A 13235-nucleotide genomic window follows, 5' to 3' on the forward strand; every position below is an offset into this window, starting at 1 on the left:
CTTTTCTCCCAGTATTTTTAAATTATTGTTTAACTAAAAAATGAAAAAAACAGTAAAAATCAGTGCGTTTTTTGCATTGGTATCGACTTGTGTTTTGGCACAAGAAAAAGATTCTCTAAGTATCAATCCATTGAAAGAAGTGGTAATTTCGGATACTAAATTTGCTCTCAAAAAAGAAAAATCGGGAAAAGTTATTGAAGTGATAACTGCAGAAGATTTAGCAAAAAAATCAGGACAAAGTTTAGCAACTGTTCTAAGTCAAGTTGCTGGTGTTGAAATCAATGGAAATCAATCGGCTAACGGAAAGAATTTGGGTTATTACATTCGTGGCGGAAAAAATCGCCAAGTTCTAATCATGATTGATGGAATTCCGGTTACTGATGCATCTGGAATTAATATTGAATATGATTTACGATTATTGCCTGTAGAACAAGTGGAACGCATTGAAGTAATGAAAGGTGCGGCAAGTACGCTTTATGGAACTGGCGCAGCAACTGGAGTTATAAATATTACGTTGAAAAAATCAGCTAAGAAGGAAGTTCAAGGAAATGCTTATGTGAATATTGGTTCCAATAATACTTCGGAAAACAAAAAATACAACGGACAAGATTTTAATCAAGGAATTTCGGTGAATGGCGAAGTTAAAAAAGTGAATTATTTTGCTGGATTTAATAGTACTGAAACTAGCGGAATGTCGCAAATTGCTGAACCTGTTGGAACAAAATATGAAGAAGATCGTTTTTCGAGACAAAATGCAATAGCAAAATTAGGTTTCAAAGCCACAGAAAAATTGACGCTTGATTTCTTTGGAAATTATGACAAAATTAAAAATGATTTCGATTTTGCTTTTGACAATACTGGTTTTAATGATAATGATGTAAACGAAACCACTTCGGAGCAAGTTCGTTTTGGGTTTTCACCAAAATATAAGTATAACAACGGTGAATTTGTATTAAATTCAGGGTTTACCAAAATAAAACGTGATTATAATGAGTTAAATTCATGGACAAATACTACCGATTATTCTTTGTACGAATCAAGAAGTGTTGTTTTGGACGGATTTAATAAATATAATTTTAATAATGAATTTGCTTTGATTGGAGGAGCAAATTATCAGTTTCACGATATGTTGAGCCAAACGCCATTTGCAACTATTGAAAATGAAGCGGCAAAATTTAATATTTTGGATGGTTTTACAACTTTAGTTTATAATTCAAGTTTTGGATTGAATGTAAATGCTGGAGCACGATTGAATACGCACAGTCAATATGGTAACAATGTAGTGTATAATTTTAATCCTTCATATAACTTCAAAACGAGTTTTCCGTTGAAAGTTTTGGCTTCCTATAGTACAGCTTTCATCACGCCAAGTTTGTACCAATTGTATTCAGAATATGGAAACACCGATTTAACTCCAGAAGAAAATGCAACAATCGAAGCAGGTTTTGAGACGGAATTATGGAATAAAAAGATAAAATTAAGCGCAGTAGGTTTTTATCGTGACCAAAATGATGCTATTGATTTTTTCTACAATCCAGATACTTTTGAAGCTTATTATGTTAATATTGATGGAAAAAGTAAAGCAAAAGGAGTTGAAACAACCGTTTCAGTTGCTTTAACCGAAAAAGTTAGCTTAAACGGAAATTACACTTTTACACAAGTTGATAAAGTGTTGGACAGATTAATTCCAAAGCACAAAGCCAATGCAAGTATTGATTTTCAACCAACCAAAAGAACTTTGTTTAATCTAAACTACCAATATTTTAATGCTAGAAATGATGCTTTTTATAACGGAACAACTTTTGCTGTGGATACAATCCAATTGGGTTCTTATCAGTTGTTAAATGCTTTGGCAAAATATGAATTAATTCAAAATAGACTAACTGTATTTGGAACGGTAACGAATATTTTTAATGAAGAATTTGTTGAAAATGCGGGTTATTCCACACGAGGAAGAAACTTCAAGTTAGGTGTAAATATTGTTTTATAAATACTAAAAACGGCTTTCAATTTGAAAGCCGTTTTTTTGTTCTACTCCAATTCCACATACATTTCAGTTCGTAAAGGATTTAGCGCTTTGAAATCTGTTAAATCTCGTTCAGTAGTTGAAGGAGTTCTTGGTTTCATTCTTCCGTTGAGGGAAATATTTTCGAGTGCTGCACTAAGTAAAGGTTCGTTTACATCGCCTAAAATACCTAAATTTCCATGATCTTCAATTACTTCAATGTTTGGAGAAATTCCTGCGGTATAATCGCCAAAACCATCTTTGTTTACAATTTTCAACACAATAGGTTGCATGGCATATTTGTGACTTGGATTTACATCCTTTTTGGCAAAAGTTGGTGAATCGTATAACGTTATTGAACCCACATTTTTCCCTGTAGTTTTATCGCCAATTTGGATTACATTAATGTAAGGTTTTAAACAATTAATGACCAATTCGCTTGCCGAAGCCGAAGATTGAGACGTTAAAATATATACTTTGGTTAAATTCAAACCATTCAATCCAGTATAGAATTTATTGAGTAATGAATTTGGACTTTTACTTTCGTAGTAAGCTTGTGCTTTTTCGTTCCATTGTTGTTTAGCAAATAATTGTCCAGGAAATTGTCCTGTAATCATACTCGCTAATTTGGTTGCAGTATTTACCGAACCACCAGAATTATAGCGTAAATCCAAAACCAAATGCGTTACACCTTGCGATTTAAAATTTCCAAAAACCGTATTGAGTTGATTGTCATATTGACCATAAAATCCGTTGTACATCAAGTAACCAACTTTCTTTTCGCCTTGCGTAATTACAGTATTCAGTAAAATTGGATTTTCAGCCAAATTAGTTTTCGTTAAAGCAACCGATTGACCATTTGGAGTAATAGTTCCACCATCGTAATCGGCTAGATTTAATGTGTAATTATCAGTGCTAAGTAGCAATGTTCTGTAATTTTCAACAGTTAAAGTAGTTCCGTTTACGGCATAAAAAATATCGCCACGCTGAATGTCTTTTGTAGAAGCATCAGAATTTGGAACAATATAGCGAACCCAACCATAAACTTCGGTTGAACTTCCTGGTTTTCTACTTATTGCAAAATCAACACCATTACTTTTTGTATTTCCACTTAAAACACCTTCTAAAACCGAATAATCACTGTAAATCACACTGTATTTATCGACATTTGTTCTGTCGTATAGTAATCCGTTGAATAATTCGGTTGGATTAGCAAAACTTTCGGAATAAGCATTCAATTGGTCTTGATTAGCAAAACGGTTGTCGGCTAAATCGGGAACATTATTTTTCCATAAATAGTATAAGTTCAAACCTTTCCAAACAAAATCTTTACTTTGTAATGCCTTTGGAACAGCATTATCATCATTATCTTCGCAACTAATAGTGGTAAAGATAAAAAGTCCTAATAATAAGGAAATTGCAATTTTTTTCATAGCGAGCATTTCTTTTTATAAACGTAAATTTAGTAAGTTTAGATTAGAAAAAATATTTTTTTTGTAACAAAAGAATTTATCACTCGTCTTGACTATATAACCCAACCGAAACAATGAACCAAAAAGAGTTTATGCAACTGGTTTCTCCATTTAAGGACAAAGTCTTTCGGCTTGCCAAACGACTATTGGTTAGTACTGAAGAAGCCGAAGATGCAACGCAGGAAGTTCTAGTAAAGTTGTGGAATAAAAATGAAAATTTAGACGAATATAAAAGTGTTGAAGCGGTTGCCATGACGATGACAAAAAATTATTGTTTGGACCAATTAAAGTCAAAACGAGCCAGTAATTTGACCATTGTTCACAATAATTTTACTGATAGAGAAGCAAGTTTACAGCAAAAAGTAGAAGACAACGACACTTGGAAATGGGTAGAAAAAATAATAAACGATTTACCCGAACAACAAAAACTAATTGTTCAAATGCGAGATATTGAAGAAATGGAGTTTGAAGAGATTGCAAAAATTTTAGAAATGAATGAACAAGCGGTTCGAACAGCATTATCAAGAGCAAGAAAAATGATAAGAGAAAAAATGACAAATACACATAGTTATGGCATTGGATAGAATAGAAATATTAATAGAAAAATACTTCGAAGGAGAAACAAGTATTGCCGAAGAAAAAGAGTTGAAAGCTTATTTTTCTTCATCAGATGTTGCGCAGCATTTGGAACAATACAAACCTGTTTTTGGTTATTTCTCTCAAGCAAAACAAGAACAGTTTACAGCATTGATACCTTTAAAATCTAGAAGAAAACAAAAAAGATTAGCTTGGTTATCTGTTGCGGCATCTGTAGTAGTAATGCTTGGCATAGGATTTTTTGCATACCAAAATACAAGTGAACCAACTCAAGAAAATCTTGGCGTTATCGATGATCCAGAAATAGCGTTTAGAGAAACTCAAAAAGCATTGGCACTAATTTCAAAACATGTAAATACTGGCATCGAAAGTGTGAATTATTTAAGTGAATATCAACAATCAAAAAACAAAATTTTTAAATAAAAAGAAATCATGAGAAAAATAATTTTAGTAATAGCATTAGTATTTATCAGCAATACCATTTTTGCACAGCAAACCCTTTTTGATAAATTCAACGGAAATGAGAATGTTACTTCAGTAGTAGTAAATAAAAAAATGTTTTCGCTTTTAAGTAAAATGAAAGTAGAAGATAAAGAAACGCAACAGTATGTAAATTTGATCAAAAAACTGGATAATCTTAAAGTTTTTGTTACCACAAATTCATCATGGGCAAGCGAAATGAAAGCTACTGCTGGTAAATATTTGAAAACAGCTTCTCTTGAAGAATTGATGCAGGTAAACGATAAAGGAAAATTAGTGAAAATCTTTGTAAAATCAGGAGCAACAGATTCTCAAATTAAAGAATTGTTCATGTTTATCGAAGGTTCAGGAAAAGAAGAAACCGTTTTGATGTCGTTAACTGGCGATTTTGACCTAGACGAACTTTCGGTTTTAACAGAAAAAATGAATTTACCAGGAAGAGATGTTTTGAACAAAGCTTCAAAAGGTAAAAAATAATCGTTATGAGATTTACATTCATAATAGCTGTTTTAGTAGCCGTTTTATTGTGTAGTTGCAATGATAAACAAAGTTTGCAACGCTATTTTGTTGACAATTCTGAAAATAAAGATTTTATTGTGCTAGATGTTACTTCTACAATATTAAATCTTGATAAAACTAAATTGTCATCGGAACAAAAAACAGCATTAGAGTCATTTGATAAATTAAATATTCTTGCTTTTAGAAAAGATTCAACCAATGTTGTAAAATTTGAAACAGAAAGTAAAAAGATAAATCAAATTTTGAAAGCAAAAGAATATCAAGAATTAATGAAAGTCAACTCTGGATCTGACATTGCATCAGTAAGTTTTGTTGGTAGCGAAGATAATATCAAGGAGTTTATTCTTTATGCAAAAAAAGACGAAAATGGTTTTGCCGTAGTTAGAGTTTTAGGCGATGATATGAATCCTAACAACATCTTGGCTTTGATGACAGTTTTAAAAGAATCTAAAATTGATTTAGAACAGCTAAAACCATTGGAAGGTTTAATAAAATAAATATTGGGTTAGTTTTTAGTTTTAAAAAAGAATGTTTCGTTGTGAAACATTCTTTTTTATTTTTTGAAATATTTTAAAGGAACAACCAACATTCCAAAGCATTCTCCTTTTTCTTTACCAATATGTTTGTGATGCATTTTGTGTGCTCGTCTAACGGCTTTTGCATAACGATTATTAGCATTTCTAAACAACTTAAAACGTTGATGAATAAAAATGTCATGAACCAAAAAATAAGCCAATCCATAAGCAAAAATCCCCAATCCAATAGCTAAACCAATTTCAAGAATATTGTTTTGCCAAAGTAGAAAGAAACCAATGCTTACTACTGCGTAAAAGATAAAAAAAGCATCATTGCGTTCAAACCAAGAATCGTGATCTTTTTTGTGATGATCAGCGTGTAAATTCCATAAAAATCCGTGCATGACATATTTATGGGTAAACCAAGCCATGAATTCCATGATGCAAAAAGTAAGAATGAAAACAATAATATATAGTAACATAATTTTATAATAAGTTTAAACGATAATTAACATAGCATTTTGCAAGTAACCCAACTTTTTGATAATCAGGTACGCGAATGCGAGTGTTCTTTATTTCCAAAGAAGGCGTTTTTTTAAGTTTAGAAAGCAATTTTTTGTAGTAAACATAAGCGGTGTAAACGCCAAATTTAGCTTCGATAGGCAGTTTTAGAATTCCTTCCAATCCAGCCTGAAAATCGGCTTCAATTTCTTTAATGATTTCGTTTTTCGAATGCTCATCCAATTTTGATAAGTCGGTATTTGGAAAATAAGTTCGGTTTAAATCTTCATAATCAGCTTTTAAATCACGAAGGAAATTTACTTTTTGAAATGCCGAACCCAGTCGCATAGCAGAATGCTCTAATTCTTTAAATTTAGCATCATCACCATTTACAAAAACTTTAAGGCACATTAGTCCAACTACATCTGCAGAACCATAAATGTATTCGTTGTATTCGTCAAACGTTTTGTATTCGTTTTTATGCAAATCCAGACGCATACTTTTCATAAATGCATCAATCATCACTATTGGAATATTGTATTTATGAACAGTATGTTGAAACGAATTTAAAATAGGGTTCAAACTGATTTTATCGTTCAACGCTTTCTTTAAATCTTTTTCAAAAAGTTCAAAAAGTTCTTCCTTATTGTAATCGTGAAAAGTATCTACAATTTCATCGGCAAAACGAACAAAACCATAAATATTATAAATGTCTTGTCGGATTTTTGGTGCTAACATTTTTACAGCAGCAGAAAAAGAAGTGCTGTAAGATTTGGTTACATTTCTACTACAATCGAATGATACGGTGTCAAAAAGAGATTTCATAGCAAGATTTTTTAACTGTTTTTTTGAATAAGTTCGGATACTAATTTTCCTGAGATTAATGATGGCGGAACACCTGGTCCGGGAACAGTCAATTGTCCAGTAAAATAGAGGTTTTTTACTTTTTTACTTTTCAATTTAGGTCTTAAAAAAGCAGTTTGCAATAAGGTATTGGCTAAACCGTATGCATTCCCTTTATACGAATTATAATCTTTAATGAAATCATTTACGCAAAATGACTCTCTAAAGATAATAGAATTTTTTATTTCTTGTTGTGTAAGTTTCTCAAATCGTGAAATTATTTTATCAAAATAACGATCTCTGAGAAATTCAGTGTCTTTTAATCCGGGTGCCAATGGAATTAAAAATATTCCGGCTTCTTTGCCATTTGGAGCAACATTGTCATCTGTTTTTGATGGAAAACTAGCATAAAATAGCGGTTCATCTGGCCATTTTGGAAAATCATAAATATCAGAAGCATGAGCATCAAAATCAACGTCAAAAAACAAAGAATGATGTTCTACGTTTTGGATTTTTTTGTCAAAACCAACATAAAATAGGAGTGAAGATGGTGCAAATGTTTTTTTGTCCCAATATTTCTCTGAATATGCGCGATATTTTTCATCAAGCAATGTTTCGCTGTGATGATAATCGGCACCGCTTAGAATAATGTCGGCTTCAAATTTTTCTCCGTTGATGATAATGGCTTTTGCAGTTCCATTTTCTACCACAATTTTCTCTACAGAGGAATTGGTTTGGATAGAAACACCGAGTTCTAGAGCGAGTTTTTCCATAGCCAAAATGACGCTGTACATTCCGTTTTTTGGATGCCAAGTACCAAGACCGAAATCGGCAAAATTCATAAAGCTATAAAACGATGGCGTGTCTGAAGGTTTGGCACCAAGGAATAGTACTGGAAATTCTAAAATTTGAACTAGTTTTTTATTTTTAAATTTTCTTCGAATGTCTTTGGAGATGTTTCCAAAGAATTGATTGATTTTTTTAGCCGTTTCAAGCGTTACTAGTTCCATTGGCGAAACTCCTGGACGATAAACTAAATCCTTAATGGCTATATCATAATTGTTTTGAGCTTCCTTGATAAACTTGTCGAGCTTTTTGCCACTTCCTTTTTCTATGGTTTCAAATGTGTTGCAAATCTCCGAAAGATTGTCAGCTATCGTTACAAAATCATTAATTCCAAAATATACCTGATAGGCTGGAGATAATTTGGTCAATTCATAATAATCAGATGGTTTTTTACCAAAATCAGAAAAGAAGCGTTCAAAAACATCGGGCATCCAATACCATGTTGGTCCAATATCAAAAGTAAAACCATCTTTTTTGAGCTGTCTTGCTCTTCCTCCGATAGTTTCATTTTTTTCATAGACAGTAACTTCATTTCCAGCTTTTGCTAAATAACAAGCTGCCGCTAACGACGAAAATCCCGAACCAATTATGTTTATTTTTTTTGTCATTTGATTAAAGGCTATAGGTTAAGTCAACAATTGATTCGAATTTTCGGATTTCATTTGTAAATAGTTTTGGATTTATATTTTCAACCATTCGTCCAATTAACCAAAAATTATTAGTTTTAGTATCAAATTGACTTATCAGTTTCTCTACGTATTCGTTGACCTCATTAGGGTTAGGCTCAACAGTCATGTAACAAACAAAGGTTATGTTGTTGAAGTAATTTGCAATATCTTTAAGATTTTCGATGGGAACGCTTTCTCCAAGATAGATTGTTTTGTAGCCGTTTGATAAAATTTCATAATTTAGATACATCAATCCTAGTTCGTGAATTTCATTTAAGGGTAAGTATAACACAAAGACTTTATCGTTCTTAGTTGGTTCTTTTATTTGAAGTTCTTCAGTATTGATTAGTACTTTTTGTTTGATTAGATAGCTAATAAAGTGCTCGTGAGCTGGTGTAATTGTGTCTGTTTGCCATAGTAATCCAATTTCTTGTATTAATGGAATAAAAACCTCGTAGAATATTTCTCTAAACGATTTCTCGGATAATAATTCGTTATATGTTTTAAAAAAAAGTGTTTGATCAAAATTCATCATTGCCATTTTAAATGAACTTAACGCATGGCTTTTGGCACTTTTTTCGGTAACGATTTCATTAACTAATGCAGGGATTTTATCCTTTGGAAATTTCGATATTTTAGAAATTTTATATCCGTGATCATGAAGTAATGTAATGTTTAGTAACTTTTGAAGGTTTTCTAAATCATACAATCTAATGTTGGTTTCAGTTCGCATGGGTTCTAATATGTTATATCGTTTTTCCCATATTCTGATCGTATGAGCTTTTATCCCTGAAAGGTTTTCAAGATCTTTTATGCTGAAGGTGTTTTTAACTATGTTCATCTTTTTTGTAAAAAAGTTAAACAAAAATAATAAAAAGAAATTGAATAGAAGCTATTTAAAATAAAAAAAAAGATAAACTCTATGATGAATTTATCTTTTTTTAAGTGACCACGATGGGATTCGAACCCATACGTCTTGCAACACCACCCCCTCAAGATGGCGAGTCTACCAGTTTCTCCACGTGGCCATAAACAAAAAAAGTCATTCGCTTTAGCGAACAACTTTTTGTGACCCGACTGGGGCTCGAACCCAGGACCCCAACATTAAAAGTGTTGTGCTCTACCAACTGAGCTATCGAGTCTTCGGCAAATAAAAAATAAAAAAAGTGACCCGACTGGGGCTCGAACCCAGGACCCCAACATTAAAAGTGTTGTGCTCTACCAACTGAGCTATCGAGTCTGTTTTTATTTTTTGAATGCGGGTGCAAATATAAGGTGTTATTATTTATAATTCAAAGCAATTTTGTTATAAATTTACCTTTTTTTTTATACTTCTCTTAATCTACTAATTTATAAGGAATTATCAGCGTGAATAAAATTGTGTTAATTGGTTATATGGGTGTCGGAAAGACAGTTTTGGGTAAAAAAATATCAGAAAATCTTAAATTAGCATATTATGATTTAGATGATTTTATCGAAAAAAAGGTCAATTTAAGTGTTGAAGATATTTTTAAGTCAAAAGGAGAAATTTATTTTAGACGAATAGAAAGAGATTGTTTTGAAGAATTAATGTTGAAAGACGAGAGTTTCGTTTTAAGTGTTGGTGGAGGAACGCCATGTTATTATGAGAATTATAAATTACTACAAGACGAAAACGTAATTTCAGTTTATTTGAAAGCGTCAATAACTATGTTAGTAGAAAGATTAAAAACGGAAAAGAAAACTAGACCATTAGTAGCTCAGCTTACTGATGAACAGCTTCTGGAGTTTGTTGGAAAACATTTGTTTGAAAGGAATTTTTATTACAATAAAGCAAAATATACTGTTGAGGTTGATGGAAAATCAATTTCAAAAATTTCTGAAGAAATAATAAGTCTACTAGGTTAAGTAAGCGTAACTTTTATCGTTTTCGAATACAACTTGAACATGTTCTTTTAAAGAAGTTGATAATGAAATACCTTTAAAATCAGCTTTAACGGGATATTTTTTATGGTTTCTGTCAACAAGTACAGCTGTTTTTATTTTTTTTGTTGGAACTTCTAAAAAATGTTTTACTCCATATATTAAAGTAGTGCCGGTGTTTAAGACATCATCTACTAGAACGATATTTTTATTGGTGTAATTTTCTTTTGAGATAGATGTAGTTATAGGGTTTAAAGGATTTGTTTTATCAATAAAAACTTCACATAGTGCGACTCTTGTCTCTGATATTTTCTCTAAAGATTTGCCGATTTTTTGAGCAAAAATAAAACCGTTTTTTGATATCCCCGCAAGAATTAAATCTTCATCATCTCCAAGGGTTTCATATATTTGATAGGCTATTCGAAGTGTTTTTTGCTCGATTTCTTTATTTTCAAGAATTGTAATTGTACTCATTGTTGTGTTGTTTTTTTTCTATTCCAAAAGTATTAAAAAATTGTAGAGAAGTTTTGTTTGCAAAAATTAATTTTCTTCCTCTTCAAATGAAATTCCATCCAAATCTCGTCTATCTTTTTTAGTTGGCCGTCCTTCACCGTGCTTTCTGTAATGTTCTTTGGATAATTTCATCATTTCAAAATGTTCAAAAGCTTCTTCAGGAGTTTCATCTTTTCTATATACGTCAACTAATTTTGGACCAACTCGATTACTAGGAATATCCAAAACGGTAACAATATAGGTAATTTGGTCTTTTCTAAAAGTGATTTTATCCATAGGAAACACTTCTTTTGAAGGTTTTGCAACTTGACCATTTACCGTAATATGGTTTTTTTTACATGCCTCAGTAACCATACTTCGGGTTTTATAATATCGAACACACCAAAGATATTTATCAACTCTCATACTTTTTTCTAAAATCAACGTTAATTTGTTTACAAAAATAAATCAATATTGTATCTTGCGCATCCAAAATAACATATAAAATGAACATTCTTTCAAAAATTCTTTCCTTTATATTTGTGGCAACTATGTTGTTGTCTTGTGATAAAAGTGATAATGATACAGTTGAGCTTAGAGATTATCAAGAACAATATATTACAGATCTTGCTAACATAGAAGAGTATATGAAGACTCACTACATGACAGTTGTTAGTAATCCTGGTCAGCCTGACGATATGGATGTTATCTTTACAAAAATTCCAGAAGGTGGAAGCCAAGTATCAGTTTGGGATCAAACAGACTATCCAGTCCAAACAAGAGAAATATCGGTTGATCATGGTGATAGTGAAGTAAGTTACAAAATATATTTTCTAAAATTAAGAGAAGGTTCGGGAAAAAAACCATGCAATGTTGATAATGTTTTCGCTGGATATCGAGGTGAATATATTTATAAAGAAACAACCACAGTAGACAACGTAACAACTACAGAAGTACTAGGAAAACAATTTGAAGAAAATAAAAATTCGCAAACTAAATTTTTACTTTATGGTGGTGTAATTAGAGGTTGGAGTGAAATTTTTCCTCAGTTTAGAACCGGAACTTACTCTGAAAATCCAGACGGAACCATTTCTCATAACGATTTTGGCGCAGGAGTAATGTTTTTGCCATCAGGATTGGCCTATTTTGGAACAAGTAAATCAACAATTCCATCTTATTCTCCATTGATATTTACCATAAAATTATTTGAATTAGAACGTACAGATCAAGATGGAGATGGTATTCCTTCATATTTGGAAGATTTGAATGGCGATGGTTACATGTATCTTTTAAAGAAAGGAGTTTCAAATATTGATAATACAGATGAAGCAGATGAGAAAGACGGTAATTATATTCCAGATTTCCTTGATGCAGATGATGATGGCGATGGATATTTAACCAGTTACGAGATAAAAAACTTGTCAGCAACACCTATTTATACATATCCGTTTGATGAAATTCCAACTTGTGGAACATCTGGAAATGGTAAAAAACGACACCTAGACAAAACGTGTCATAACTAAATAAAATTTTCCCGCAAATAGCGGGATTTTTTTATCAATAAAAACAAAACTGAAATCAAAACTTTATATTTGTTCAAACATAATTTTTTAGAATGGAATTAAAACTCACACGACCAATTTGCTTTTTTGACCTCGAAACAACAGGGATTGAAGTAGCCAAAGATAGAATTGTTGAAATAGCAATTTTTAAAGTATATCCTAACGGAAATAAAGAAAGCAAAACTTGGTTAGTAAATCCAACTATTCCAATTCCGGCACAATCTACAGCAGTTCATGGAATTACCAATGAGAAAGTAGCAAACGAACCTACTTTTAAAGAACTTTCTAGCCAAATATATGCAATGATTAAAGATTCTGATTTGGCAGGATTTAATTCCGATAGATTTGATATTCCACTATTGGCAGAAGAATTACTTCGAGCCGAAGTTGATTTTGATATGAAAAATAGAGTTTCTGTTGACGTTCAAACTATTTTTCATAAAAAGGAAGAAAGAACACTTTCAGCTGCCTATAAATTTTACTGCAATCAAACACTAGAAAATGCACATTCTGCCGAAGCTGATACTATGGCAACCTACGAAATTCTTAAAGCGCAACTCGATAGATATGAAGATTTAGAAAATGATATAAAATCACTTTCAGAGTTTACAACTCGAAAAAAGTCAGTTGATTTTGCAGGATTTATTGCTTTAAATGACAAAGGTCAAGAAATATTTACCTTCGGAAAGCATAAAGGTGCGTTGGTTGAAGAGGTTTTTGATAAAGAACCTGGTTATTTTGGATGGATACAAAATGCAGATTTTCCATTATATACAAAAAAAGTGCTAACAGCAATCAAACTCAAAAAATTAAACAATAAATTGACATAATCT

Annotated in this window: 15 protein-coding genes and 3 tRNA genes; 8 read left to right on the forward strand and 10 right to left on the reverse strand. The window is 31.7% G+C overall.

Translation table 11 applies throughout. The features are described 5' to 3' along the window. Window positions 1–40: 40 nt before the first annotated feature. The gene (locus tag G6042_RS12605; RefSeq protein ID WP_169524804.1) at window positions 41–1990 is read left to right on the forward strand and encodes a TonB-dependent receptor plug domain-containing protein; all 1950 of its coding nucleotides are present in this window, start codon (window positions 41–43) and stop codon (window positions 1988–1990) included. A gap of 41 nt (window positions 1991–2031) precedes the next feature. Here the strand turns inward: G6042_RS12605 and G6042_RS12610 are convergent, their stop codons facing one another. Then, window positions 2032–3438: a S41 family peptidase gene (locus G6042_RS12610; protein ID WP_169524805.1), complete on the reverse strand. Its 1407-nt coding sequence runs from the start codon at window positions 3436–3438 to the stop codon at window positions 2032–2034. Between the two features lie 113 nt (window positions 3439–3551). Here G6042_RS12610 and G6042_RS12615 point away from each other — a divergent pair, with 113 nt between their 5' ends. Genes G6042_RS12615 through G6042_RS12630 form a run of 4 tightly spaced genes read left to right on the forward strand, consistent with a single transcriptional unit; the run spans window position 3552 to window position 5570 of the window. Continuing rightward, complete coding sequence (locus G6042_RS12615) at window positions 3552–4061, forward strand: RNA polymerase sigma factor (protein WP_169524806.1); 510 nt, start codon at window positions 3552–3554, stop codon at window positions 4059–4061. Beyond that, a complete protein-coding gene (locus G6042_RS12620) occupies window positions 4048–4497 on the forward strand; it encodes a hypothetical protein (RefSeq protein ID WP_169524807.1) in 450 nt (149 codons plus the stop codon). Before G6042_RS12615 ends, G6042_RS12620 begins: the two co-directional genes overlap by 14 nt. Window positions 4498–4506: 9 nt before the next feature. Beyond that, on the forward strand, window positions 4507–5031 hold the full coding sequence (locus G6042_RS12625; RefSeq protein WP_169524808.1) for a DUF4252 domain-containing protein: 525 nt from the start codon (window positions 4507–4509) through the stop codon (window positions 5029–5031). 5 nt (window positions 5032–5036) lie between these two features. After that, window positions 5037–5570, forward strand: a complete 534-nt coding sequence (locus G6042_RS12630; RefSeq protein ID WP_169524809.1) for a DUF4252 domain-containing protein — start codon at window positions 5037–5039, stop codon at window positions 5568–5570. A 56-nt stretch (window positions 5571–5626) separates the two neighbouring features. Here G6042_RS12630 and G6042_RS12635 read toward each other — a convergent pair whose 3' ends face one another. From G6042_RS12635 to G6042_RS12665, 7 genes are all read right to left on the reverse strand, one after another. After that, on the reverse strand, window positions 5627–6070 hold the full coding sequence (locus G6042_RS12635) for a sterol desaturase family protein (RefSeq protein WP_169524810.1): 444 nt from the start codon (window positions 6068–6070) through the stop codon (window positions 5627–5629). Between the two features lie 4 nt (window positions 6071–6074). After that, entirely contained in the window at window positions 6075–6914 is an 840-nt protein-coding gene (locus tag G6042_RS12640; RefSeq protein ID WP_169524811.1) for a phytoene/squalene synthase family protein, read from the reverse strand. A gap of 11 nt (window positions 6915–6925) precedes the next feature. Continuing rightward, window positions 6926–8386, reverse strand: a complete 1461-nt coding sequence (locus G6042_RS12645; RefSeq protein ID WP_169524812.1) for a phytoene desaturase family protein — start codon at window positions 8384–8386, stop codon at window positions 6926–6928. 4 nt (window positions 8387–8390) lie between these two features. Further along, window positions 8391–9287, reverse strand: a complete 897-nt coding sequence (locus G6042_RS12650) for a MerR family transcriptional regulator (RefSeq protein WP_169524813.1) — start codon at window positions 9285–9287, stop codon at window positions 8391–8393. Window positions 9288–9392: 105 nt separating this feature from the next. Then, a tRNA-Leu gene (locus G6042_RS12655) sits at window positions 9393–9474 on the reverse strand. 41 nt (window positions 9475–9515) lie between these two features. Then, window positions 9516–9588: transfer RNA gene (locus G6042_RS12660), tRNA-Lys, on the reverse strand. Between the two features lie 25 nt (window positions 9589–9613). Then, window positions 9614–9686 (reverse strand) — tRNA-Lys (locus G6042_RS12665). A gap of 140 nt (window positions 9687–9826) precedes the next feature. Between G6042_RS12665 and G6042_RS12670 the strand changes: the two genes are divergently transcribed. Beyond that, window positions 9827–10333, forward strand: a complete 507-nt coding sequence (locus tag G6042_RS12670; RefSeq protein WP_317168095.1) for a shikimate kinase — start codon at window positions 9827–9829, stop codon at window positions 10331–10333. Here the strand turns inward: G6042_RS12670 and G6042_RS12675 are convergent. Both G6042_RS12675 and G6042_RS12680 read right to left on the reverse strand, forming a co-directional pair. Continuing rightward, window positions 10325–10822 carry a phosphoribosyltransferase family protein gene (locus G6042_RS12675; RefSeq protein WP_169524815.1) on the reverse strand — a complete coding sequence of 166 codons (498 nt, stop codon included), beginning with the start codon at window positions 10820–10822 and terminating at the stop codon, window positions 10325–10327. The two genes, G6042_RS12670 and G6042_RS12675, sit on opposite strands and share 9 nt — an antisense overlap. A gap of 66 nt (window positions 10823–10888) precedes the next feature. Next, window positions 10889–11266 (reverse strand): RNA-binding S4 domain-containing protein, encoded by a 378-nt coding sequence (locus G6042_RS12680; RefSeq protein ID WP_169524816.1) that lies wholly within the window; start codon window positions 11264–11266, stop codon window positions 10889–10891. Window positions 11267–11346: 80 nt separating this feature from the next. Here G6042_RS12680 and G6042_RS12685 point away from each other — a divergent pair, with 80 nt between their 5' ends. Both G6042_RS12685 and G6042_RS12690 read left to right on the forward strand, forming a co-directional pair. Next, the gene (locus G6042_RS12685; RefSeq protein WP_169524817.1) at window positions 11347–12363 is read left to right on the forward strand and encodes an FKBP-type peptidyl-prolyl cis-trans isomerase; all 1017 of its coding nucleotides are present in this window, start codon (window positions 11347–11349) and stop codon (window positions 12361–12363) included. Between the two features lie 92 nt (window positions 12364–12455). Beyond that, window positions 12456–13232: a 3'-5' exonuclease gene (locus G6042_RS12690; RefSeq protein WP_169524818.1), complete on the forward strand. Its 777-nt coding sequence runs from the start codon at window positions 12456–12458 to the stop codon at window positions 13230–13232. The last annotated feature ends 3 nt before the right edge of the window (window positions 13233–13235 follow it).

It is taken from the genome of Flavobacterium solisilvae, from assembly GCF_012911605.1.
Taxonomy (GTDB): domain Bacteria; phylum Bacteroidota; class Bacteroidia; order Flavobacteriales; family Flavobacteriaceae; genus Flavobacterium; species Flavobacterium solisilvae.